Annotated in this window: 25 protein-coding genes; 10 read left to right on the top strand and 15 right to left on the bottom strand. The window is 65.5% G+C overall.

Translation table 11 applies throughout. The annotated features are described in order from the left end of the window. Positions 1 to 156 precede the first annotated feature (156 nt). The 7 genes from dapA to C1A35_RS05600 all read right to left on the bottom strand — a co-directional run bounded on the left by dapA (position 157) and on the right by C1A35_RS05600 (position 7,061). Complete coding sequence (gene dapA, locus C1A35_RS05630) at positions 157 to 1,062, bottom strand: 4-hydroxy-tetrahydrodipicolinate synthase (RefSeq protein WP_104663336.1); 906 nt, start codon at positions 1,060 to 1,062, stop codon at positions 157 to 159. A 286-nt stretch (positions 1,063 to 1,348) separates the two neighbouring features. Then, positions 1,349 to 1,990: an Isoquinoline 1-oxidoreductase subunit gene (locus C1A35_RS05625; protein ID WP_104663466.1), complete on the bottom strand. Its 642-nt coding sequence runs from the start codon at positions 1,988 to 1,990 to the stop codon at positions 1,349 to 1,351. A gap of 2 nt (positions 1,991 to 1,992) precedes the next feature. Then, a complete protein-coding gene (locus tag C1A35_RS05620; protein WP_104663335.1) occupies positions 1,993 to 4,146 on the bottom strand; it encodes a xanthine dehydrogenase family protein molybdopterin-binding subunit in 2,154 nt (717 codons plus the stop codon). A gap of 4 nt (positions 4,147 to 4,150) precedes the next feature. Beyond that, a complete protein-coding gene (locus tag C1A35_RS05615; RefSeq protein ID WP_104663334.1) occupies positions 4,151 to 4,606 on the bottom strand; it encodes a (2Fe-2S)-binding protein in 456 nt (151 codons plus the stop codon). A 15-nt stretch (positions 4,607 to 4,621) separates the two neighbouring features. Continuing rightward, a complete protein-coding gene (locus C1A35_RS37315; protein ID WP_440271495.1) occupies positions 4,622 to 4,966 on the bottom strand; it encodes a hypothetical protein in 345 nt (114 codons plus the stop codon). Between the two features lie 16 nt (positions 4,967 to 4,982). Continuing rightward, positions 4,983 to 6,305, bottom strand: coding sequence for a metal-dependent hydrolase family protein (locus tag C1A35_RS05605; RefSeq protein WP_104663465.1), 1,323 nt, complete (start codon positions 6,303 to 6,305; stop codon positions 4,983 to 4,985). 360 nt (positions 6,306 to 6,665) lie between these two features. Next, positions 6,666 to 7,061, bottom strand: coding sequence for an Ohr family peroxiredoxin (locus tag C1A35_RS05600; protein ID WP_104663333.1), 396 nt, complete (start codon positions 7,059 to 7,061; stop codon positions 6,666 to 6,668). A 152-nt stretch (positions 7,062 to 7,213) separates the two neighbouring features. Between C1A35_RS05600 and C1A35_RS05595 the strand changes: the two genes are divergently transcribed. Then, positions 7,214 to 7,702: a MarR family winged helix-turn-helix transcriptional regulator gene (locus C1A35_RS05595; RefSeq protein ID WP_104663332.1), complete on the top strand. Its 489-nt coding sequence runs from the start codon at positions 7,214 to 7,216 to the stop codon at positions 7,700 to 7,702. Positions 7,703 to 7,836: 134 nt separating this feature from the next. Here C1A35_RS05595 and C1A35_RS05590 read toward each other — a convergent pair whose 3' ends face one another. The 3 genes from C1A35_RS05590 to C1A35_RS05580 form a co-directional block, all read right to left on the bottom strand. Beyond that, complete coding sequence (locus tag C1A35_RS05590; protein ID WP_104663331.1) at positions 7,837 to 8,868, bottom strand: DUF3095 family protein; 1,032 nt, start codon at positions 8,866 to 8,868, stop codon at positions 7,837 to 7,839. Between the two features lie 188 nt (positions 8,869 to 9,056). After that, on the bottom strand, positions 9,057 to 9,539 hold the full coding sequence (gene greA, locus C1A35_RS05585) for a transcription elongation factor GreA (protein WP_104663330.1): 483 nt from the start codon (positions 9,537 to 9,539) through the stop codon (positions 9,057 to 9,059). Between the two features lie 147 nt (positions 9,540 to 9,686). Further along, positions 9,687 to 10,115 (bottom strand): DUF7674 family protein, encoded by a 429-nt coding sequence (locus C1A35_RS05580; protein WP_104663329.1) that lies wholly within the window; start codon positions 10,113 to 10,115, stop codon positions 9,687 to 9,689. 252 nt (positions 10,116 to 10,367) lie between these two features. Here C1A35_RS05580 and C1A35_RS05575 point away from each other — a divergent pair, with 252 nt between their 5' ends. Continuing rightward, on the top strand, positions 10,368 to 11,021 hold the full coding sequence (locus tag C1A35_RS05575) for a glutathione S-transferase family protein (protein ID WP_104663328.1): 654 nt from the start codon (positions 10,368 to 10,370) through the stop codon (positions 11,019 to 11,021). Between the two features lie 39 nt (positions 11,022 to 11,060). Here the strand turns inward: C1A35_RS05575 and C1A35_RS05570 are convergent, their stop codons facing one another. After that, positions 11,061 to 11,600: a hypothetical protein gene (locus C1A35_RS05570; protein WP_104663327.1), complete on the bottom strand. Its 540-nt coding sequence runs from the start codon at positions 11,598 to 11,600 to the stop codon at positions 11,061 to 11,063. Between the two features lie 155 nt (positions 11,601 to 11,755). Here C1A35_RS05570 and C1A35_RS05565 point away from each other — a divergent pair, with 155 nt between their 5' ends. Next, positions 11,756 to 12,286, top strand: coding sequence for a putative immunity protein (locus tag C1A35_RS05565; protein WP_104663326.1), 531 nt, complete (start codon positions 11,756 to 11,758; stop codon positions 12,284 to 12,286). Positions 12,287 to 12,310: 24 nt separating this feature from the next. Here C1A35_RS05565 and gcvA read toward each other — a convergent pair whose 3' ends face one another. Further along, positions 12,311 to 13,216 (bottom strand): transcriptional regulator GcvA, encoded by a 906-nt coding sequence (gcvA, locus tag C1A35_RS05560; protein WP_104663325.1) that lies wholly within the window; start codon positions 13,214 to 13,216, stop codon positions 12,311 to 12,313. Between the two features lie 121 nt (positions 13,217 to 13,337). On the opposite strand from gcvA, the gene C1A35_RS05555 reads away from it, so the two are divergent. The 5 genes from C1A35_RS05555 (at position 13,338) to C1A35_RS05540 (ending at position 16,269) form a co-directional block, all read left to right on the top strand. Beyond that, complete coding sequence (locus C1A35_RS05555) at positions 13,338 to 14,042, top strand: SDR family oxidoreductase (protein ID WP_104663324.1); 705 nt, start codon at positions 13,338 to 13,340, stop codon at positions 14,040 to 14,042. A gap of 310 nt (positions 14,043 to 14,352) precedes the next feature. Next, positions 14,353 to 14,850, top strand: coding sequence for a GNAT family N-acetyltransferase (locus C1A35_RS05550; protein WP_104663464.1), 498 nt, complete (start codon positions 14,353 to 14,355; stop codon positions 14,848 to 14,850). A 160-nt stretch (positions 14,851 to 15,010) separates the two neighbouring features. Beyond that, a complete protein-coding gene (locus C1A35_RS36325; protein ID WP_199772863.1) occupies positions 15,011 to 15,154 on the top strand; it encodes a hypothetical protein in 144 nt (47 codons plus the stop codon). 118 nt (positions 15,155 to 15,272) lie between these two features. Further along, the gene (locus C1A35_RS05545) at positions 15,273 to 15,689 is read left to right on the top strand and encodes a hypothetical protein (protein WP_104663463.1); all 417 of its coding nucleotides are present in this window, start codon (positions 15,273 to 15,275) and stop codon (positions 15,687 to 15,689) included. Between the two features lie 193 nt (positions 15,690 to 15,882). Next, positions 15,883 to 16,269, top strand: coding sequence for a hypothetical protein (locus C1A35_RS05540; RefSeq protein ID WP_104663323.1), 387 nt, complete (start codon positions 15,883 to 15,885; stop codon positions 16,267 to 16,269). Positions 16,270 to 16,293: 24 nt separating this feature from the next. Here C1A35_RS05540 and C1A35_RS05535 read toward each other — a convergent pair whose 3' ends face one another. After that, positions 16,294 to 16,584 (bottom strand): hypothetical protein, encoded by a 291-nt coding sequence (locus C1A35_RS05535; protein WP_104663322.1) that lies wholly within the window; start codon positions 16,582 to 16,584, stop codon positions 16,294 to 16,296. 19 nt (positions 16,585 to 16,603) lie between these two features. After that, positions 16,604 to 17,506 (bottom strand): LysR family transcriptional regulator, encoded by a 903-nt coding sequence (locus tag C1A35_RS05530; RefSeq protein ID WP_104663321.1) that lies wholly within the window; start codon positions 17,504 to 17,506, stop codon positions 16,604 to 16,606. A gap of 297 nt (positions 17,507 to 17,803) precedes the next feature. On the opposite strand from C1A35_RS05530, the gene C1A35_RS05525 reads away from it, so the two are divergent. After that, positions 17,804 to 18,577: an SDR family oxidoreductase gene (locus C1A35_RS05525; protein WP_104663320.1), complete on the top strand. Its 774-nt coding sequence runs from the start codon at positions 17,804 to 17,806 to the stop codon at positions 18,575 to 18,577. Positions 18,578 to 18,955: 378 nt separating this feature from the next. Here C1A35_RS05525 and C1A35_RS05520 read toward each other — a convergent pair whose 3' ends face one another. Further along, positions 18,956 to 19,264, bottom strand: a complete 309-nt coding sequence (locus C1A35_RS05520; protein WP_104663319.1) for a hypothetical protein — start codon at positions 19,262 to 19,264, stop codon at positions 18,956 to 18,958. A 376-nt stretch (positions 19,265 to 19,640) separates the two neighbouring features. Here C1A35_RS05520 and C1A35_RS05515 point away from each other — a divergent pair, with 376 nt between their 5' ends. Further along, a complete protein-coding gene (locus C1A35_RS05515) occupies positions 19,641 to 21,893 on the top strand; it encodes a mechanosensitive ion channel family protein (RefSeq protein WP_104663318.1) in 2,253 nt (750 codons plus the stop codon). Positions 21,894 to 21,992 lie beyond the last annotated feature (99 nt).

Genomic DNA, 21,992 nt, shown 5'->3' with positions numbered 1-21,992 from the left:
CGCGCGGGCTTCGAGATCCCGCGCGCAGCAACCGCCATCCTGCCGAAACACGCCGTTTGGCGAAAGTACGTAACTGTTAAAATACGATGCAATCGGCATGCAAGACAGGGCGATCTTGCCTGTGCCGACCGCCCCGCCTCGAAAGACGGCGCATGCTCAGTTGCGGCCGCCCGGCGCTGCCATCGCCCTTTCGATCCTTTGCTCCAGCTCGTCGCTGACCGGAACCATCGGCAGGCGCATCTCGGGGCTGTCGATCAGCCCTTGACGCCAGAGCCAGTGCTTGATCGGTCCGGGGCTTGGCTCGGCAAAGAGCAGCCGCGGCAGATCGGCAAGGCGCTGCCACGCGGCAAGCGCGCCGGGTTGATCCCCGGCAAGGAGCCGGTTGCGGATTTCGGCGAAGGCCGCCGTCTCAACATGGGCGGACGCCGTGATCCCACCCTCGGCGCCTTGGGTCAGCGCCGTGTAGAACAGCGGGTCCTCGCCGGTCAGCACGGCGAAATCTCTGGGCTTGTGGCGTAGCAAATCGAAGGATTGCGTCGCATCCGCCGAACAATCCTTCACCCCGACAATGTTTGCCCGCTCCGCCAGTTGCAGCATCGTCTCGTTGCCAAGGTTCACGCCGGTCCGGTAGGGAATGTTGTAGATCAGGATCGGCCGCGCGGTTGCGTCGGCAAGGGCCGAGAAATGCGCGAAAAGCCCCCGTTGCGACGGCCGCGTGTAATAGGGGCAGGCAATTAGATAGCCGTCGAGGCCCCAGGCGGCCGTCCGCTCCAGCGCCTTCACGGTCTTGCGCGTATCGCTGCCGGAAAGCCCGAAATAGACAGGGATCGACCGGCCCGCCGCAGCCAGCGCCTCCCGGGTGATTGCGACCAGCCGCTCGCACTCCGCCTCGTCGAGCGCCATGCCCTCCCCGGTGGTGGCGCCGAGAATGAAGCCGTCGATCGGCTCGGCGGCATAGTGCGCCACGAGCCGGCGCAGCGAGCGCTCGTCGAGTTCGCCGTTGCGAAAGGGCGTGATCAGCGGCAGCCAGAGACCGCTCGGCGTTGATTGTGTGCTTTCCATGAAATTCCATCTCCTTCAAGGAACCGGAGACGGAGCGCAAGCGAAAACCCCGTCCGAACCGGCGGGGTCGATCTGATCCTTGTGCTTGCTATGATGCTCTGCGCGCAACGACCGAAAGCCCCGGGCACGGGGCTTTTTTCACGGTCGTCAGTTTGGCGAAACGGCAGGTCATGGCGCGAAAGTCGAACAGTCCCGTTGCGTTGTCAAGATGGCAGGTTCCTGCCCACGCCTCCGCCGGACCATGGACGAGCCCGCGGCGGCCGGCTCGTCCTTCATGCGGCCATGCTCAGTCCGGACATTCCGCGCCGGTGTCCACCCAGGCGGCAATCAGCGCGGCGAGTTCGGCTTGCGAGCCGGGCGGTGCGCTGCGCCCCTCGCCCGGATGCCAGGCCCAGCCGACGAGGTGATCCTCGCCCATGTGCTTGATGAGATCGGCATGGGAGCGGTTGCCGTTGCGCTCCGTGTCCTTCACCTGCTGACAGATCTGGCTGACCGTGAGGCCCTGCCAGGCCATGCTTTCGGGCGCCAGCTGCCAATGGGCATTGCCGGGTATGGATTTCAGCCGGCTGCCGACGATCCCCCGGTTTTCAGGACCGTGGCAGGTGCTGCAGGCAAGGCCGGCCGGCCCCATCGAGCTGTCGGCCGCGATCATCAGCGGCACATGCGGGTGCATGTCCTCGCCTTGCGTCGGGCTGCGCGTCGCCGGGTGACAGTTGATGCAGCGCGGATGGGTCAGCACCCGGCTAGCCTCGGCGAAGATCGCCTTCGAGCGCTCCTTGGTATCGGCGATCGAGGCGAAGTCGGCGGCACCTTTCAACGCACCGCCGCCGGAGGTTTCGGCATGGCCGCGGATCGGCTCGAATGCGGCGACGAGACCGACGACGGCGAGAGCAGAGCCGAGGGTCAGAGCGAGTATGCGCTTGGCCACGGTCACACCCTCCTCAAGTCGCTCTGGTCGATCGGCAGGGTTCTGAGCCGCTTGCCCGTCGCCATGAAGATGGCGTTCAGGAGCGCCGGCGCAACGCCCGGCGTGCCCACCTCGCCGATACCACCGGGCGCCTCGGCGCTCGGCACGATATGCACCTCGATCGGCGGCGTCTCGTTGATGCGCAGCACCGGAGCGTCGTCGAAATTGCCTTCGACCACCGCGCCGTTTTCGACCGTGATGCGCCCGTAGAGTGCGGCGCTCAGGCCATAGACGACGCCGCTCTGGATCTGCGCCTCCACCGTGTCCGGGTTGATTACCTGGCCGCAATCGACCGCGCAGACGATCCGTTCCGTCTTGAACGTGCCGTCCCCGCCGATGCTCACTTCGGCGATCATCGCCGCGTAGCTGCCGAAATCCGCGGCAACCGCGATGCCCCGTCCCTTGCCTTTTTCGAGCGGGGTCGACCAGCCCGCCTTCTCGGCCGCCAGATCGAGCGCGGCCAGCAGCCGCGGCTTGTGTTGCAGCAGCCGCCGCCGGTAGTCGAGCGGATCAATGCCCGCCAGTTCGGCCAGTTCGTCGATGCCGCATTCGACCGGCGGCACGTTGCGCGTGGCGCCGACGCCCCGCCAGTTGCCGGTCAGCATGCCGTCGGGCGCCTCGTGGCGGGCGAAGTCGGTCTGCCGGTTGGGAATGGCATAAGGCGATTCCGCCCCGCCCATCTGGTCGAGATCGACGCCGTCCTTGGTGAAGCCGGGGAACCAGCGCGCCATGACCGAGGGGCCGATGACCCGGTGCCGCCAGGACAAGGGCAGGCCGTCGGGCCCGAGCACCGCTGAGACCTTGCTGTAGTTCAGGTAGCGATAGCAGTCGTGGCGGATGTCCTCCTCCCGGCTCCAGGTTACCTTGACCGGGCCGCTGACCTGCTTGGCGATCTTGGTCGCGAGAATAACCCCGTCGACATCGAGCCGCCGGCCGAAGCCGCCGCCGAGCAGATGATTGTGCACCACCACCTTTTCGACCGGCAGGCCGGTGACGTCGGCCGCCGCCTGCCGTGTGCGGCTCATGATCTGCGTTCCCACCCAGACCTCGCAGCCGTCGGGGCGCACATGCACCGTGCAGTTCATCGGCTCCATGGCCGAATGCGTCAGGATCGGCATGCGATAGACGAATTCGTGCACCGGCCCGTGCTCCGCTTCGGCCTTGGCGACATCGCCCTCGTTGAGGTGCGGCAGGGCCTTGCCGTCGATCGCCGCGTCCATCTGGCGCTCGAGTTCGGCTTGCGAAACCGAGGCGCTCGGTCCCGGATCCCACTCGATCGCAAGCGCCGCAAGCCCCTTTCGCGCAGCCCCTGTGTTGTTGGCGACGACCGCGACGGCCTCTTCGATGCGAACCACCTGGGTCACGCCCTTGACCGCCATCGCCGGCGCCTCATCGACCGCGCGCAGCTTGCCGTTGAAGTGCGGACAGATGGCGATCGCCGCATAGGAGACACCGTCCGGGCGGGCGTCGATACCGAATTTCGCCGTGCCGTTCACCTTCTCCGGACTGTCGAGGCGATGCGCGGGCTTGCCGATCACCTTGTAGCTGGAGGCGGGCTTCAGCGGCACATCCTGCGGCACGGCTTCAGAAGCCGCAGCCGCGATCAGGCTGCCATAGGCCGCACGACGGCTGCCGCCGGTCTCGACCACATGGCCCGCCTCCGCCTTGCAGGCGTCCGGCGAAACACCCCACTCGCGCGCCGCAGCACCGATGAGCATGATACGGGCCGCAGCACCCGCCTTGCGCATCTGCTCGTAGACGCCGCGGATGGCGAGCGAGCCGCCGGTGATCTGGTCGCCGAGCAGCGGATTGGCATATTGCTTGGGATCGGCCGGCGCATGCTCGAGCGTCACCTGGTCGAGGCCGACCTCCAGCTCCTCGGCGAGCATCATCGCGACCGCCGTATAGATGCCCTGCCCCATTTCCACCGAGGGCATGACGAAGGTGATCTTGCCGTCCTGCGGAATGCGGATGAAGGCGTTCGGCGCAAAGGGTTCGCTCGCGGCCGCCGCCGGATGGGGCTTGAAGCCGATCACCAGTCCGGCACCCGTCAGCGACGCGCCGATCAGCAGCTGGCGGCGCGATACGGCAAGATTGGCTCTGTCGAAAATGGACATGGCATCACCCCTGCGCTGCAAGCTTGATGGCGGCGCGGATGCGCGGATAGGTGCCGCATCGACAGATGTTTCCGGCCATGACCGCATCGATGTCGCCGTCGCTCGGCTTCGGATTGGCGGCCAGAAGCGCGGTTGCCGACATGATCTGCCCGGATTGACAGTAGCCGCACTGCACGACGTCGATATCGAGCCAGGCCTGCTGTATCTTCCGGCCCTCGGGCGTGTCGCCGATCGCCTCGATCGTGGTGACCGGCTTTTCCGCCGCTTCCGAGACCGGCAGGATGCAGGAGCGCACGGGCATTCCGTCGACATGCACCGTGCAGGCGCCGCACATGGCAATGCCGCAGCCGAACTTCGTTCCCGTCAGCCCGATCGTGTCGCGCAGGACCCATAGCAGCGGGATATCGCCGTCCACGTCGACGGCATAGCTCTTTCCATTGACCGTGAGGTTGTAAGGCATGCGACCATCGGCCCCTCAGGGCCGCTCCCCTGTACATGCGAAGGCGCGAAAATACCAACAGGCGCGGCGATCGGCCAAATTACATTCCCGTGAGGTCGCGCTTTTTGGCGCACCGCCGCGCGCGAAAAAGCGAGCGGCGTCGGCCTCGATGTCCTCAGCCACCGCCCGGTCGATCCGCGCCGCCAGCTCGTCGCTGACCGGCACCATCGGCAGCCGCATCTCCGGGCTGTCGATCAATCCCTGACGCCAGAACCAGTGCTTGACCGGTCCCGGGCTAGGCTCGGCAAAGAACAGCCGCGGCAGCCCGGCCGGACGCTGGCCGCGGCCGAGCGCGCCCGGCGAGCATGCTGCGCGATCCACGTCCTGGCGCTCAGCCTCAGCGAAGGGTGTTCTTGTGGATCACTCCGTCCTTCATGATGATCTTGAAGTTGGTCTCGGGATCGGCAACGAGCTCTATGTTCTCGAGCGGGTTGCCCTCGACCAGCAGGAGGTCCGCAAAGGCCCCCTCCTCGACGACGCCGAGTTTGCCCGGATAGGGGTTGCGCGGACCGGAGAGCGCCAAGAGTTCGGCATTGGTTCCGGTCGCCATGACAAGCGCCTCGGCGGGTGTGTACCAGCGGGTCAGCGACGCGAGAATGGCGCCCTGTTGCTTGGCCAGCGCAGCGGAAAACAAAACGTCTGTGCCCCAGGCAGTCTTGATCTTGTATTTCTTCGCAAGCCGGTAGGCCCGTTCGATGCCGGGCCAGACCGCATCGGCCTTTGCGCGCTGCACGGTGCCCTTGGGGAAGCCCTGCCGCAACATCTCCGGCAGCGGCTGCAGGCTCAGCCACACACCACGCTCGGCCAAAAGCCGGGCGGTGTCCTCGTCCATGAGGAAACCGTGCTCGATGCATTTCACGCCCGACAGGGCCGCCAGCCTGACAGCCTCCGAAGTGAAGGCGTGGGCCACGACATAGGTGTGCCAGTTGTCGGCGATTTCGACGGCGGCGCGCAATTCGGCCTCGGTGAAGGTCGTCACGTCGAGCGGGCTGTGCGGCGAGGAGACGCCGCCGCCGGCGGTGAGCTTGACCTGCGTCGCGCCTTGCATGAACTGCTCGCGAACGCGCATGCGAACTTCATCGGGGCTGTCCACGACGATGCTGCCGCCAACCACTTCCATGCGGGTGAGCGGGCCGTCGCTCGCACGCGGCAGGTCAGTGAACGACCGGAAATCACCATGCCCGCTGGTTACGGTGATCATGGCGCCGGAGGGATAGATGCGCGGACCGGCAATGATGCCTTCATCGATGGCGCGTTTCAGGCTGAAGGCAGGGCCTCCGACGTCCCGCACCGTCGTGAAGCCACGCATCAGGGTGTCCGTAGCTTCGGCCCCTGCCAGAAGCGTGGTATAGCCGATATCGCCAAACGCCTCGGCGGGCGTAACGCGAATGAGCATGGCGTGCCAATGCGCATCGATCAGCCCCGGCATCAGCGTTCGGCCGTTGCCGGCAATCCTCAGCGCGCCTTCGGCGTCGATGGGGTCTGTCGAAATCCGCGCGATCCGGTTGTCCTTGACCAGCACGTTGGAGGATGCGGAAAGTTCGGCCCCCTTCCCGTCGAAGATCCTGACACCCTCGAACAGGACGTCATCGGCCGCGGCGATCTCACCGGAGGCGAGCAGAAAGGCCGCAGCCAGCCATTTTCTGGCGACGGGTCGCATCTTCGCTGGGCCGGGCATGACCTTGAACGATCGCAGCAGCGTCCAAGACGAAGACTGGCCACGAGCGGACCAGACGTGTCCATGCAGTTCCATAAATCCGCCGAACATCGCCGCATTCCTTTTCAGAAGCGAACCAGGCGAAGGGAGTGTCCGCCCACACGTTGTGGCTGTCAAGGCGCGATGCCTTGGTGAGACGTCGTCGAATAACACTCACCCGCAGCACCGAAGAACGACTGCCGTCGCTGCGCGCCCCAAAAAAACGTAAGGGGATGCGCGGCATGGGCCGGCGCATCCCCGAAAACGCTGAACGTGACGTCTGATGGCGCCGATGGTTTTGGCGCTGACCTCTGGTTGGCGGCCTTAGACGAGATTGGTCTCGACGTCGATGTTGCCGCGCACCGCCTTGGAGTAAGGGCAGATCTCGTGGGCGGCATGGATGATCTCGTGGGCCACGTCACGGTCGAGGCCTTCCAGGCGGACATTCAGCCGGGCACGCAGGAAGTAGGAACCGTCGTTGACGTTGAGGTCGATCTCGGTATCGACCTCGGGGCCGGCCGGAAGCTTCACCTTGCGCTGTTGGGCGGCAAGCTCGATCGCGCCCATGTAACAGGCCGACCAGGCGGCGCCGAACAGGTTTTCGGCGGCCGGATGCGGCTGCGGCAGCTTCAGGTCAAGCGTGCCGTCGCTGCTGACGGTGCCGCCATTGCGGCCGCTGGTGTTGTGGGTCTTGCCGGTGAAAACGAGCTTCTCGGTCATGTGCATTTTCCTCTCTGTTTGATTTCTAATCGGATCCGCTTCAATCGGATGCGATGTGTATACGCAGATCCTGAGAGAGCGTCAACACCATTGCGATTTAATCGGATACGATTTATATTAAGTGCCGATAGCGAAAAGGAAAAAAGATTCCCATGTCCACATCCAAGACTGCCAAGGAGCCGGGTGCCGCCAAGGCCAAGGGCGGCAGGAAGCTCTCCGGCTTCCTCTGCTTTGCGATCTATTCGGCCAATCTCGCCTTCGGCCGCGCCTATAAGCCCCTGCTCGACAGGCTCGGCCTCACCTATACCCAGTACGTCACCCTGGTGGCGCTGTCGGAGGAAGACGACCAGACGGTCGGCATGCTCGGCGAAAAGCTCTTCCTGGAATCGAACACGCTGACGCCGATCCTGAAGAAGCTCGAAGCCGACGGCTACCTTAAGCGCCGGCGCGATCCCGCCGACGAACGGCAGGTGCGCCTGACGCTGACATCAGCCGGTCAGGCGGTGGTGGATGCGGATCCGGGTGCAGCACTGACCGACACCATTGGCCTCGGCGACGAGTTCGGCACGGTGCAGCGGTCGGTGGCAAAGCTGCGCGACAACCTGCTCGGTGCCGGCCAGCCTGGAACAGAGAAGGAATAGCGGGAAATCGGGCAAGCGCCACGCTTGCCCGACCCTTGCGCGATATCGATCGCACAGCGGCCCTACGCGGGATTGGGGCTGCCGGCATCACGCCCGAGCAGCCGCATCGCCGCTGCCCTCGGCGTTTCGGCGGATCAGGCGCTGAGACGCTTTTGCGGCGCCATCATTTCCGCCGCCCTGGCGTAGCCGCCGTCCATGCCGTCGAGAAAATGCAGGTGCGCGTCCGGTCGGGCCGACGGCACAAGGCAGGTCATCAGCGCATGCGATTGGCGGTGCAGCCCGAAATTCACCTCGCCGCGCCGTTTGGCGGCCGAAAGGATCGCCTGGATCCGGTCGATCTGCTCGACGGTGCAATCCACCGTCAATCGCAGGCCATCGTCATACTTGCGAAAATCGGAACTGGCGGCGACGCCGGCCCAGCGCTCCCGCGATACCCGCAGTCGCTCGTCCTTCGGCACGCCCACCGCTTCGGGCAGCGGATGCGCGTGCCTCGGTGCCTGGTCGAAAACGGCGATCACCTCGCGCGCCAGGGCGGCAAAGCGTTCAGGCGTCACGTCGTCGGCGGGTTCGGCCAAAAGCGACAGGATCTGCCCCTGGCGGCTTGGAAACGGCCGCCATTCGCAGGCAAGGCCGGTGAGATCCGGTTCGGTACCCTGGCTTTCCGGCTGAAGCTGGTAGCGCCCCTCTTTCAGCTGCCGCTCCGCCCATTTGAGCCCGCCGCCGGCAAACATCGCATAGGTCGCATTCTCCGATGCGGCATAGCGGGCGATCCGCACGTCCTGGCCATGGTCCCTGATGTCGCGGACCGTCAGCAGGCCGACGCGTAAATCGAGATCGAACCGGCCCTTTGCGAAGGCGGCGAGCTGCCGCAGCGCCGAACCGGCCATCGCTTCTGCGCCCGGCGCCAGCGCAAAGGCCGCGCCATCGCCGCGAAACACGAAGGGAAAATCGAAATTGCCGCGCCCGTTGCCGATCGCGGCAATCGCCGAGGCGCCGACATAGTTGACGTCCTCGTAGCGCCCGGCCCGGATCGCGCCGGTCGAATTCACCACGTCGGTAATGCCGATCAGCCAGTCGTCCGGCAGCGGCTCGTAGACGTCGGGATCGAGCACGCGGGAAAACTCGCGATAGGCGCGAACCGGCGCGGCGTCGCCATTGTTGTGCATTTCCATCCTCCGTGCCGACGGATCCGACCGAACTCCATGCACCCGCCCCTGGCGGATCTTTCCCATGAGCGCGGCGCCGCCAAATTAGATCGGATGCGACATAAATACCGAGAAGAGCAGAATGTCAAGTTGACACTATTAAATCGGATACGACAATAACCGACATCATCACGCCGGCGCCCAACCGGTCAGGAAATCGCCACAACCTCGAGCTCCTGGTCGCCGACCTGGACCAGGTCGCCCACCGCCTTGCCCATGAGGAGGCGCGCCACCGGCGAGACATAGGAGATCGACCCCGCCTTGGGGTCCGCCTCGTCCTCGCCGACGATCCGGTACTTTTGCACCCGCCCGTCGTCGCGGCTGAAGGTGACGATGCTGCCGAAGGCGACGGTCTCGGTGGAAGTGGGCTCGGGCATCAGCTGCGCGGTGCGCAGCCGCTCGTTGAGATAGCGCAGGTCGCGCAGCGGTCCCGCCTGCTGGCGCCGCTTTTCGTTCACGTCGTCGACCGCGGCCGCCGCCTCATAGGCCGTGCGCGCCTCCTGAAGCAGCACCTCCAGCGCCTTCAGCCCGGCCTCCGTCACCAGGTTCGGATGCGGCGAAACCGGCCGGTCCGGCAGCAACGTCTCGGCGGCGGTTTCGGCACTTTCTTCCTTGGTGAAGGCAACGCTCAATCTTCAAAACTCCGTATGGCTTGAGGGCAGGATGGGCGCGGCGGCTGCAATAGCGCCCCCTCGCCGGCCGATCAACCCTACCGCATTTCCGCCCGGCCGGGGTGAGAAGAATGGCACTTGCCGGTTCCCCCACCCTTGGGAAGCATCTTACCCGATCCGGGGCTCGCCGGCCCAGAATTGGCGGATCTGGATCCACCAACCGAGAGTCTCCGGGGCGAGCCATGGGAGAAAATCGTCGGGGCTGGTTACGCGATGAAAATTCCCATTTTGCAAGTCCTCGAGCAACCCCACCGTCGCAGCTTCCTTGACGTAGGCGTCGCCATGGATGTGCCAGCGTTCGACCACGTCGAAGACCGCCCGGAAACCAGGCGTGTCGCCCGCCTCCAGCTTTCTGATCAGGTGACGTGCAAGCTCCGCCAAGGCCAGGTAAAGCGGCGGCGGTTCGTCGTCGTCTCGCCACTCTTCCTGGAACGCCGCCCATGTTTCGGCAAAGGACGGGTCGGCCTGCAAGAGCGGCTCAAACATGTTCGAGCGGTCGATCGTGAATGAACGTGCGTCGCTATCGTTGTCGGGCATAGCATCGTTCTGCCTCTCTTGAGCTCCTGTTGCAAGCCGCGACTGGATCGGACACGGCCCTGTCGAGAGCTGGCGGCGACGCCTGCCCTGCTGCGGCATAGCGCGCGTCTACCGCCCGCCGAACCGGCAACTGATCTCTCGTTAATCTCCATCATCGCCTATGGCGCGAAAGCCGCGATCCGTGCAACAACCCCCAGTATGGATAAAAGCCTGCGGGCCTAGGCCCCGGCAGCATCATGCGGGAGAACATCGTTGGGCGAGCCCTTTGTCGTCTACGGAGCCTCAGGCTCCGGATCCGTTCCGATCGAGGCCGCCTTGGGCCTCATCGGCGTGCCCTATCGCCTCGAGGAGCACGCCCCCTGGGAGGGTGACCGGCAGGCGGACAGGCTCGCCCGCATCAATCCCTTGCGCCAGGTCCCGGCGCTGGCGCTGCCGACCGGCGAAGTGTTGACCGAAAGTGCCGCGATCCTGATCTGGCTGGCCGATGCCTATCCCGGCGCCCGCCTCGCGCCCGCTCCGGCCGACGTCCGGCGGCCGGCCTTCCTCAGATGGATGACCTTCGTCTCCTCGGCCATCTACGCGCTCTACTGGATCGCCGACAATCCTGCCCGCGTGATCGACAGGGCGGAGGACCACGCCGGCGTCAAGGCACGCCTGTTTGACCGTATCGCCAGTTGCTGGGAGCAGATGGGAACACAGTTGCGTCCTCAACAGTACCTGCTCGGCGACGAGCTTACGGTCCTCGACCTCTATGTGGCGACCGCCTCCCGCTGGTCGCCCGGCCGGCGCCGCTTCTACACCGCCGCTCCCGGGCTTGCCGAAACGGTCCGCCGCGTCGACGCCGACCCTCGCCTTGCGACCCTGTGGGCGGAGCGCTTCCCGTTTACGGACGGCTGGGAGCGTTGAGGGCCTGGCCCTGCAGGGCATCGGTCGAGGTCTGGCCGGTCAGCGCCGCGGCGAGGAGAGCTTTGCCTGAAGCTCGGCTGCGCCGACAGCCGCAAGGTTTGCCCCACTGAAGAAGGCGTCTCTGGTGACCTCCAGCCTGCTCCAGGGCGGTGGCTTAAGGGCGGCCAGCGCTTCGGCCGAATTTGCCTCGACCTCGGACAGGATCAGCCCGGACAGTACGCCCTCAAAGACATCGATGCTGCAGGGCGTTCCCTCGATATCGAGGCGATAGCGCCGCTTGCGGACCCTGTTTCCGGGCAGATGCGACAGCAGTTCGTATTCGCCGGCGGTCAGATAGATGTTGACGATCGGCTGAGACGTGGTGCTATCCGACGGGTATTTCTTGCAGAACTTGAACGCGGGCGGACGCCCATCGCTGAAGGTGATCGCGCGCGCCCGCAGCCGGCTGCCGGAGACGTAGAGGTCCTCGATCGTCCGATAGTCGTGCCGCGACAGATCCGGGCACCGTTCGACGAGAAAACGCCGCTCGTGCTCGATCTGCGCATATTTGGGAACGTCAGTTTTGGCAGGCATCATCATTCACTTCATCTCATCTTCCGGCGTGGCAGGCGCACAATAGGTCTGTTCCGCAGCGCTGCAAGCGCCACCATCCTGCCCGCGGGCAAAGCCCTGAACCCGGGTCGCTGCCTGTCGCCGATTGCGGCGCGCCGGCCTTCCATGCGAGAACCTCGGCAATGCCCCAAGAAGCCACCCGCCCGCTCCTCACCGAAGACGACCTGCGCCACATCACCCGCTGGGCCGCCCTCTCAGCCGGGCGGGCCCTGCCGGTCTTTGAGGCCGTCGCCGCCGATCCTCGCCCGCGCCAGGCGATCGCGGCTGCCCGCGCCTTTGCCGAAGGGGCACCGCGCAGCACCGCCTTGCGAAAGGTCGGCTGGGGCGCCCAGGCCGCCGCCCGCGAGATCGGCGATCCTGCAGCCAGGGCAGCCGCTCGGGCGGCCTCGGCCGCTGCGGGTGCCGCCTATACCCATCCGATCGAGACGCCGCACCAGATCAATCACGTGCTCGCGCCCGCCGCCTATGCCATCCAGGCGCTCGCCTCTGGCGCCGATGACGAGGCTGCGGTCATGGAAAAAGAGGTGAGCCTGGCAATCGCCGCCGCCTCGCCCGAGCTTCGACAGATCGTTCGGACGATGCCGGGGCGAAAGCCGAGCAAGGGCGACTTCCACGCCCTGCTCTACCGGCTCGACGTCGCGTTGCGACGCTGACAACCGCCAGGGGCCGTGCCGAGATCATGACAAGGCCCGCTCGCGCTCCTTCTTCGCCTCGTCGCTGAGCCAGGCGATCACGGTCTGAAGGCCGAGCGATTTGCGGTAGCGCGGCCAGACGAGATAGAAATCCGAAGGCCCCGGCATCGCGGCTGCAAAGATGCGCACGAGCCGGCCTTCGGCGATGTCCTGCGCCACGAAATTGCGGTTAGCGAGAACGATGCCCTGGCCGGCGATCGCCGCCTCGATCGCGTGCGAGGTCTGGTTGAAGCTGATGCCCTTGAACGCGGCCTGCGGGCTTTCGCCGAAATGCCGCTCGATGAACTCGGGCCAGAAATTATGCGCGTCGTGCAGCAGCGTGTAGTCGGCAAGCTCGGCGGCCGTATCCGGCACCTTGTCGCCGATCAGCCGCGGGCTGCAGACGGCGATCGTCTCCTGCTCGAACAGAAGTTCCACCGCCAGCCCCGCCCCGAAGGGCGGCCGGCCGTAGCGCACGGCAAGGTCGACACCATCGGCCTGGAAGTTCGACATGCGGTCGGTCGCAAGGATGTGCAGGTCGAGATCGCGATGACGGCTGGTGAAATCCGGCAGCCGCGGGATCAGCCACTTCGAGGCGAAGGACGGCGTGGTGCTGATCGTCAGCCGGACCGGCTGCGGCTTCAACCCGTCGGTCGCCCGCGCGATGATCTCAAGCGCCCGTCTGACATCGGCGATATAGGCCCGCCCCTCGCCGGTCAGCGCCAGCATGCGCGGCAGCCGCTCGAAGAGCTTGACCCCGAGCTCGGCTTCGAGCCCGCGGATCTGCTGGGCGACCGCCCCTTGCGTCACGCCGAGTTCTTCGGCCGCGAGGCGGAAGTTCAGATGGCGCGCGGCCACCTCGAACACTCTCACGCCATTCAGCGAAGGCAGCTTTCCGGGTGCGTCACTCATCGAATAGTTTTTCTACTGGCATATGAAAGCGAAACTGCTTCGCCGTTGCGGCGCGGAGATGGTATTTCAATCGCAACGGCAGCACAATCGACACCGGCCACGCACGAGAGAGGACCGAACCATGGCAGTAGAAAAAGTTGCAATCATCACCGCCGGTGGCTCTGGCATGGGCGCCGAAAGCGCCAGGCGCCTAGCCGCCGATGGCTACAAGGTCGCGATCCTGTCTTCCTCCGGCAAGGGCGAGGCGCTGGCCGCCGAACTCGGCGGCATCGGCGTCACCGGCTCCAACCAGTCGAACGACGACCTGAGGCGCCTGGTCGAGGCGACCATGGAAAAATGGGGCCGGATCGACGTTCTGGTCAACAGCGCCGGCCACGGCCCGCGCGCCCAGATCCTGGAAATCACCGACGAGCAGTGGCACACCGGCCTCGACGTCTACCTGATGAACGTCATCCGCCCGGTCCGGCTCGTCACGCCGATCATGCAGAAGCAGAAATCGGGCGCGATCATCAACATCTCCACCGCCTGGGCCTTCGAGCCCTCGCCGATGTTCCCGACCTCGGCCGTCTTCCGCGCCGGCCTTGCCTCCTACACCAAGATCTTCGCCGACACCTATGCCGGCGACAACGTGCGCATGAACAACGTTCTGCCCGGCTGGATCGACAGCCTGCCGGCCACCGAAGAACGCCGCGACGCCGTGCCGATGAAGCGCTACGGCACCAGCGCCGAAATCGCCGCCACCGTCGCCTTCCTCGCCTCGGAGGGCGCCGCCTACATCACCGGCCAGAACCTGAAGGTGGACGGCGGTCTGACGCGCCACGTCTGAGCGAAGCCGCATCTTTCACCCCTGACGCGCGCCGCACAGGGCGCGCGTCAGCCTGAAACTGAACACCGACCCATGGGTTCCCTGCTGGTGCTGCCCGGCCGGCCGGTTGACCGCGGCGAGGACTTGACCCTATACCGGGCTCGCGCGCCTGAATTGCGCAGAGGAATTGTCGATGCTGGAGCTTGTTCTCACCCACTGAGCGTCTTGACCAAGACGCCGAACCGCGCCGTCACCGGCGAACGATATCGGTCGTTCGCAGTCGATGGCGCGCGACCATGGGTTTCAAGAACAGGTTTTTACAATGACCACCATCGACATACGTTCCGAACAAGCAAATGACATCGCCACCATCCGTGCGGTCACCAAGGCCGCCTTCGCACCGATGGCCTATAGCAGCCAGACGGAAGCCGAAATCATCGACGCGCTGCGCGACGCCGGCGCCCTGACGATCTCGCTTATCGCCCTCGACCAGGGCGAAATTGTCGGCCACGTCGCCTTCTCACCTGTCACGATCGACGGCGAGGACAAGGGCTGGTTCGGGCTCGGCCCGGTCTCCGTCAGACCCGACCGCCAGAAGAGCGGCACGGGCGGCAGGCTGATCCGCGAGGGCCTGACGCGCCTTGCCAAGACCGGCGCCAGGGGCTGCGTCGTCCTCGGCGAACCCGGCTACTACAAGCGCTTCGGCTTCGACAACCACGCCGCCCTGCGCTTCGAAGGCGTACCGGCCGAGTACTTCATGGCGCAGGCGTTCGAAGGCCGGGTACCATCAGGGCGTGTCAGCTACCACGCAGGCTTTGACGCCAGCTGATCGGCAAAGCGGCACTGGAGCGGGACGTGGAAACACATCCCGCTCCGACCCGCACCGGCAAACCGCGTCTTCGGGGGCGCGGTGCGAAAATCTCGCTATCCTGTTGTCTTTCTTGCAGAAGCTCCTATTTCCCGTCGAAACCGAACCCAGGAGTTCCCGCATGAACCGAAACGGCCTCTATCTCGTCATCGCCCTGCTCGCCGTCGCCGTCGTCGGCCTCGGCGTTTACGTCTACCAGGAGGAGACGAAGCCGGGCGTCGAGATCAAGATCGGGAAGGACGGCGTTTCGGTTCAGGAAAACTAGGCGCGCCTCAACGGCCTTGATTTTGCGCACCGAATGCCAGCCCATGGCAGCAGCCATCGCGACTCGCTCGACCTGGGCGATCGCGAAAAGCTGCACCGACACGGCAAGAGGGGCCGCCTTGACAGAAAGCAGATCATGGACCGCCGCACTCCTGATCGCGGCCTCGTTCGCCACCACGGCAAAAGCGGACGAGACCGGCCGCGCACCTTCGGGAACCTATTGCGGCCAACTCTCCTCCGCCGGCGTCCTGTCGGATGCGCAGACCCGCTTCGAGGTCGTTGCCGGCGGCACGGTCATCGGCAAATATGTGTTCTCCGATCAGGGTCAGTCCGTCGACGGTGAACTCGCCGAAACCGGCGACGATGGCGACGGCAGTGATCTCACGCGAAGCTTCATGTGGCGCGACAAATACGGCTACGGCCAGCTGATCGTCACCTTCACCTCCGACTTCTCAGAGTTCGACGGCAAGTGGAACGCCGGCGGCTCGGAGTTCCTGCCTTGGAACGGCCGGCGGTGTCATCAATCGATCAGCTGAGGCGTGGAACCCGGCGACTGGGTCTGCCAATGCGCGCTTACCGTCCGCCCGATTAACATCCACAGGTTGCGCGGTGCACATGGCATCCGGCCTTGCGAGGTGATGCCGCAAGGGACGGCTCCGCGACATGGCGTTTCGCCACGACCAGCGTGCCGGAACATGCATCAGCACGACGCCGTATGGGTGGGATGGGATGGCTAAACTTCTGGGCAAGCTCTGGCGCTGGATCACGTATCATCGCCATCGCAGCGAGCTATGGGCGCTCGGCCTGGCGATGAAGGAGCCTGTGCTGGCGATCTTTCCAATCCTGACCACAGTGGGTTTTTGGTGGGGCCTCATTGCCCTGTTCGTCATTCTCCCGACGATGTTGCTGCTCGAAGTTCTCGGCCGCACCGGCCGGCTGATCCTCGCCGTCCTGGGCATCCCCGCCCTTGTCGCCCTCTTGGCTGTGGTGGCAACGTGGTTCTTTCGCTGGTACTTTATCGCCGCCGGTTTGATGTTCGGTCGGCGCGCGATGGCACAAGTCAAGGAAAAGGCCCTGCTTGAAACCATTCAGGCCTACCGGACAAGCGCCGGTTGAAGGCGGGCGACCCGGCGCTTTCCGTCACGGCCCCGGCAGCTTTTCCGCGATCTGCCGGAAGCCGTCGGCCGAAAATCCCGTCAGTGTCGGCATCTCCCAATCGAAGAAGCGCTGATCGGCGACGGCATGAAGCATCAAGCTGCGAACGCCGGCGAGTTCTGTATCCGTAAGCCCGGTCGAAGGCACCACCTCCAGAACGGCGTCGTGGATGCGTCGGGCAATGTGTCCGACATGCGTGGCGCAGACGACATCGCCCGCCTGATCCATCTGCACCAGGACGTCAGCGATGGCCGCCAGGAGTATCTCGTCTCTCATGTTTCCCTTTCCGTCATTCTCACGCCGCCATCACCCCGCGCATCAGCCCTTCCAGCCACTCGGCGAACACCTTCAGCCGGCGCGAAAGATGCTGGCGGTGCGGGTAGAGCAGCGCCATCGGCATCGGCGCGGCCACGTGATCCGGCATCACCTCCACAAGTCGGCCCTCGCGAATGTGGTCGATCACGTCGAAGGCCGGGATCTGGATGAGGCCGAGGCCGGCAAGGCAGCAGGCGATGCTGCCTTCCGCGCTGTTGACGCTGACCCGGCCGGGGACGGAAACAGTGCGCGCCTCGCCGCCTTCGATCCATTCCCAGTCCTCCACCCGGCCGCTCGAGGGCGAGGCATAGTTGACGGCGAAATGGCTGGCGAGATCGGCCGGCGTTTGCGGCATGCCGTTGCGCTTAAGATAATCCGGGCTTGCGACATTGATCAGCCGGAGCATGCCGAACGGCCGGGCGATCAGGCCGGAATCGGCAAGCGGGCCGACGCGCAGCGCACAGTCGACGCTCTCCTCGATCAGATGCACCGCCCGGTCGGTCATGCCGAGATCGATGTCGATGCCGGGAAAGCGCGCGAAAAACTCCGGCAGCGCCGGGGCGACGATCAGCCGGCCGATGCGGCTCGGCAGGTCGACGCGCAACCGCCCGGTCGGGCCGCTCGTATCGCGGCGAAACAGGTTCTCCGCCTCGTCCATGTCCTGGATCAGCCTCAGGCACCGCTCGTAGAAGGCGGCACCATCCTGTGTCGGCGCCACCTTTCGGGTCGTGCGGTGCAGGAGCCGCGTGCCGAGCCTGCTTTCGAGCGTCTGCACCGCCGCCGAGACCGAAGAGCGCGGCAGGCCAAGCGTGTCGGCCGCGCGGGTAAAGCTCGCGCTTTCGACGACGCGGGCAAAGATCCGGAAAAGCTCGATCCTGTCCATGCCCGCTCCGCCTTCCCAAATTCTATTGTTCGCCAATTCTGACAAGTCATGTCACGTGCGGGCGCTTTATACCAGGGATTGCGACGATATTCTCAACCCTGCAATGCCTGCCGGCTCCCCTCCTTCCCATGGGCTGCGGCAAGGCGTGCGCTACTTGAAACGCAAGCGCTTCGCGGGGGCGGCCGTTCGGCCGAAACGCCGGTCGCGCCAGGGTGAGATTGGGACGCCGGCGAGCTTTCCGCCGGCCGTCCGGTCGCAGAAACCGGCCGCACTCGCCGGCCGCAGAAGGAGAATTTCATGGCAGACCACAGCATCAAAGGCAAAACCGTTCTCATCGCCGGCGGCGCGAAGAACCTCGGCGGCCTGCTCGCGCGCGATCTCGCCGAACACGGCGCGCGCGGCGTGGCGATCCATTACAACAGCGCCGCCACAAGGGCGGCAGCCGAAGAGACGGTCGCGGCGATCAAGGCAGCGGGCGCTGCGGCGCATGCCTTTGCGGGCGACCTGACGAGCGCTGCCAATGTCGAGAAGCTTTTTGCCGACGCCAAGGCGGCGCTCGGCAGCATCGACATCGCCGTCAACACCGTCGGCAAGGTCTTGAAGAAGCCCTTCGTCGAGATCACCGAGGCGGAATATGACGAGATGAGCGCCGTCAATTCCAAGTCCGCCTTCTTCTTCCTGCGCGAAGCCGGCAGAAACGTCAGCGACAACGGCAAGGTCTGCACGCTCGTCACCTCGCTGCTGGGCGCCTTCACGCCCTTCTATGCGGCTTACGCCGGCACCAAGGCGCCAGTCGAGCATTTCACCCGCGCGGCCGCCAAGGAGTTCGGCGAACGCGGTATCTCGGTGACCGCCATCGGCCCCGGCCCGATGGACACGCCCTTCTTCTATCCGGCCGAAGGTGCTGATGCCGTCGCCTACCACAAGACCGCTTCGGCGCTCTCCGGCTTCTCCAGGACCGGCCTCACCGACATCGAGGACATCGTCCCCTATATCCGCTTCCTCGTCTCCGACGGCTGGTGGATGACCGGCCAGACGATCCTGGTCAACGGCGGCTACACGACGAAGTAGACGCCTGTCGCCACATCCGCCTTCGGGACAGTAAGGGGCAAACTTGCAACGCGGGCGACGCTGCCCCTCATCCGCCTGCCGGCACCTTCTCCCCGTTCTGATGGGGAGAAGGGACAAGCGGCACCGGGTTGCCAAACCTGAGGCTGGTCTTGAAACGGCGAGGAGCGCATCCGAGCGCGCACCGTGCGCCTCGCTCCCCGTCCAAAGGGAGAGAGGTCCACGGGACAGTGGGGGCAAACTGACACCGCGGGCAAGCCCCATGCCGACAGGCAGGGATGTTCCCGCTCCGCGATCAACGCAGGCGAGAGGCTATGAAGTCGCCGGCCCATGCCACCTGCGGCTCAGACAGGCGCAAGCGAGCCAATTTTCGATTGCGCCTCAGTCCCGCTTCGGTAGCCGCTGAACAACCTCGACCACGTCCCGCGTGCGTGTCGCCCGCCCGCGCCATGTGGCATCGAATTCCGTGCCCGGCGATTGATTGGCGGCGTTCGCAGCCGCCAGACTGTAGAATTCGTAGAAGGCAGTGTGCTTCGAAGGATCGGTTCGGCTCCAAGCACGCCAGCCCCCGACCGCCCCAAAGGCGCTGAGTGCGTCTGGCATATGTCGGTCATACCATTGGTCGAAGGAGGCTCGGTCCGCTTCATTGGGAACCTCGGCGTGCACGATGAGCAGAGCTTGCGTGGACATTTTGCCCCCCGTTTCTCAGATCGCAGGTGACATGACGCGCTCGGATAAGCTTACAGGAGTTCGACATGGTTCGCGACAACACGCCCTTGAGGGGGTGGGCAGGATACCAAGCCCCTCATCCGCCTGCCGGCACCTTCTCCCCGCTCTGACGGGGAGAAGGGACAAGCGGCGCCGGCCTCGCGAAATTCGAGCGAGGACAATGAGACGTTGGGCTTGGCAGCCAAAGGCGCTCCCAGCGGCTCTCTCCGGCAGGACAGTGAGGGGCAATCGTCGACTGGGCCGGCCCTCACTCAAAATTCGATTGGAATTTTAGAACGTTATGTAATGTGATGTGTTTGGCCTCGCGGCGCACAACCGAACTTGGTGGATGAATTTCATGGCTGGTGTTCCCTCTTTCTGCCATCGCCTTCTGGCAAGCCTTGCGCTGCTTCTCACGCTCGCCCTGCCCGCCATCGCCCAGACGACACCACCGCCGATCACCGTCATCCTCACACCCGACCAGAGCGCTGCCGAGATCGAGGAGGCCTTGCGCGCCGCAACAAGGGCCGGTGGCCCTGTCACCGTCGAGTGGCGCGACGCTCAAGCACCGGCGGCCGCTTCCACGGCAGAAGCGGACAGGGCGGCACAGACGGCGGAAACCGCGCCGTCCGAACCCGCGTCGGCAGCAGAGACGCCCGATACCCTCGACACGCTTTCCGCCCGTTTTCTCAACGGCTTGCAGATGGGCCTTGCCGGCATGTCAGGTATCGCCGCGGTGATGGCTGACGTTGCGTCAGGCATCCGCGCCGAGGGCTGGTCGGTGGTCTCGGTCGTGGGCGTGGCCGCGCTCGCCATTGCCGTCGGGCTCGCCGCCGGCTTTGCCTTCCGCCTCCTCGCCCATCGCCTTTTCCGCTCGTCGTTCGAGGTGGTCGACCTGTTGCACCGCATGCGCGCATCGATCATCCGTCTCGGCTTCGACATCGCCTATCTCGTGATATTTGCCGCCGTCGCCCATGGCTTTGCGCATCTGTTCCTGACGCGCGGCACAGCACCCTCCGAGCTCGCGTGGGCGCTGATCACAATCGCCGTCGTCTCTGCCGCCTATGCCGTCGGCGCGCGCTTCCTGTTTGCGCCGACGCGCCCAGAAATCCGGCTGCTGGACATCGCCCGCCCACGCTTCCATGCCAACATGCTTGCCACCTATGGCGCGATCGGCGCCGTGGTCGGCGCGAGCCTGCGCTTCGCGCATCAGCGGGCGCTCGATCTTTCCGCCACCGACGGCTGGCTCTTGATCGGCGTGACACTGCTGACCCTCGTCAAGCTCTACTGGTTCATCGCCGGTGCCGCCGATATCCGGGCGCTCTTTGCCGGCGAAAACCCCGGACCCGTGCGCCGCGCCATCGCCTTCGGCGTGCCGGAGTTCTATGCCTTGAGCGCCATCGTGCTCTGGCTGATGAGCGTCATCGTCGCCGGCAGCCCCAACAGCGCGGCCTGGAGCTTTGCCGGCGGCACGACGCAGATCATCCTGCTCGCGCTGCCGATCGTCGCCTTCGGCATCCACTCGCTTGCCGGTGCGGCCGCCGAGCGGCGACGCACGCCCGGCTCCTCCCGCCTGCATGCGGCGATCTCCGGCAGCATCCAGACGGCGCTTGCCGGCGCCACCTGGCTCGCCGGCCTGCACATCATCATCGCGCTCTGGCGGCCGATCATGGTCCAGGACGATACCGCCGCCGCCGTCGGCTGGATCGTCATCCTCGAGCGCATCAGCCTTGCGGTCGTCGCCGCCTGGGTCATCTGCAGCTTCCTCTGGCGCAGCTTCGAGGCCTTTGCGCCAACCGCCCGCGTGGCGCTTCCCGGCGAAAGCGAAGACGACACGGTGATCCAGCAGCAGAGCCGGCTCTCGACCATCCTGCCGCTCGTGCGCAACCTGATCTTCGGCGGCATCTTCGCCGTCACCAGCCTCGTCGTCCTGTCGGCGCTCGGCATCAACATCGCGCCACTCTTGGCCGGCTTCGGCGTGCTGGGTCTCGCGCTGTCCTTCGGCTCGCAAACGCTGGTGAAGGACGTCGTCTCCGGCATCTTCTTCATCGCCGACGACGCCTTCCGCGTCGGCGAATATGTCGACACCGGCAAGCTCAAGGGAACGGTCGAGCGCATCTCGCTGCGTTCGCTGAGGCTGCGCCACCAGAACGGTCAGATCCACACGGTCCCCTATGGCCAGCTTCAGGCCGTGACCAATTACAGCCGCGACTGGAGCACCGTGAAGTTCGAGCTGAAGTTCGAGCGCGACGCCGACCCCGAAAAGATCCGCAAGACGATCAAGAAGGTCGGCCTCGCCATGCTCGAAGACCCGGAGATCGGCGGCGAATTCCTGGTGCCCCTGAAGATGCAGGGCATCCAGGACGTGACGGAAAACTCGCTCGTCGTGCGCCTGAAATTCACCTCACGCCCCGGCAATCCCAGCATCCTGCAGCGCGAGGCGATGAAGCGGCTGTTGCCGGCGCTGCGCGAAGCCGGCCTCGACCTCGCCTCCAACGCCGTCACCGTGCGCTCCGGTCCCGGCGGCGCCGCAGAGGCGGAAGCGGCGGCCGCCAACCTGGCGCTGGCGAAAAAGCCGGTGGTGGCAGAAGCGGCCGACGCGGAAGGCTGAAGTGGGGCTCAGCCAGAAGCACGAAACGCGGAGCATCATGCCCCTCGGACCTCTCAGCACGGCCAGCGTGTTCCACCCGGCCGGTTTCTGCTAAGAAGC

It is taken from the genome of Ensifer adhaerens (genome assembly GCF_002940685.1).
GTDB classification, from domain to species: Bacteria; Pseudomonadota; Alphaproteobacteria; order Rhizobiales; family Rhizobiaceae; genus Ensifer; species Ensifer adhaerens_E.
This window is presented reverse-complemented; position numbering and strand designations above follow the sequence as displayed.

Bases quoted from the DNA above. Each gene is read 5' to 3' on its own strand.
- dapA (WP_104663336.1), bottom strand. From the start codon at position 1,062: ATGGAAAGCACACAATCAACGCCGAGCGGTCTCTGGCTGCCGCTGATC.
- C1A35_RS05620 (WP_104663335.1), bottom strand. From the start codon at position 4,146: ATGTCCATTTTCGACAGAGCCAATCTTGCCGTATCGCGCCGCCAGCTG.
- C1A35_RS05615 (WP_104663334.1), bottom strand. From the start codon at position 4,606: ATGCCTTACAACCTCACGGTCAATGGAAAGAGCTATGCCGTCGACGTG.
- C1A35_RS05605 (WP_104663465.1), bottom strand. From the start codon at position 6,305: ATGCGACCCGTCGCCAGAAAATGGCTGGCTGCGGCCTTTCTGCTCGCC.
- C1A35_RS05600 (WP_104663333.1), bottom strand. From the start codon at position 7,061: ATGACCGAGAAGCTCGTTTTCACCGGCAAGACCCACAACACCAGCGGC.
- C1A35_RS05595 (WP_104663332.1), top strand. From the start codon at position 7,214: ATGTCCACATCCAAGACTGCCAAGGAGCCGGGTGCCGCCAAGGCCAAG.
- C1A35_RS05590 (WP_104663331.1), bottom strand. From the start codon at position 8,868: ATGCACAACAATGGCGACGCCGCGCCGGTTCGCGCCTATCGCGAGTTT.
- C1A35_RS05580 (WP_104663329.1), bottom strand. From the start codon at position 10,115: ATGCCCGACAACGATAGCGACGCACGTTCATTCACGATCGACCGCTCG.
- C1A35_RS05570 (WP_104663327.1), bottom strand. From the start codon at position 11,600: ATGATGATGCCTGCCAAAACTGACGTTCCCAAATATGCGCAGATCGAG.
- C1A35_RS05565 (WP_104663326.1), top strand. From the start codon at position 11,756: ATGCCCCAAGAAGCCACCCGCCCGCTCCTCACCGAAGACGACCTGCGC.
- gcvA (WP_104663325.1), bottom strand. From the start codon at position 13,216: ATGAGTGACGCACCCGGAAAGCTGCCTTCGCTGAATGGCGTGAGAGTG.
- C1A35_RS05555 (WP_104663324.1), top strand. From the start codon at position 13,338: ATGGCAGTAGAAAAAGTTGCAATCATCACCGCCGGTGGCTCTGGCATG.
- C1A35_RS36325 (WP_199772863.1), top strand. From the start codon at position 15,011: ATGAACCGAAACGGCCTCTATCTCGTCATCGCCCTGCTCGCCGTCGCC.
- C1A35_RS05540 (WP_104663323.1), top strand. From the start codon at position 15,883: ATGGCTAAACTTCTGGGCAAGCTCTGGCGCTGGATCACGTATCATCGC.
- C1A35_RS05535 (WP_104663322.1), bottom strand. From the start codon at position 16,584: ATGAGAGACGAGATACTCCTGGCGGCCATCGCTGACGTCCTGGTGCAG.
- C1A35_RS05530 (WP_104663321.1), bottom strand. From the start codon at position 17,506: ATGGACAGGATCGAGCTTTTCCGGATCTTTGCCCGCGTCGTCGAAAGC.
- C1A35_RS05525 (WP_104663320.1), top strand. From the start codon at position 17,804: ATGGCAGACCACAGCATCAAAGGCAAAACCGTTCTCATCGCCGGCGGC.
- C1A35_RS05520 (WP_104663319.1), bottom strand. From the start codon at position 19,264: ATGTCCACGCAAGCTCTGCTCATCGTGCACGCCGAGGTTCCCAATGAA.
- C1A35_RS05515 (WP_104663318.1), top strand. From the start codon at position 19,641: ATGGCTGGTGTTCCCTCTTTCTGCCATCGCCTTCTGGCAAGCCTTGCG.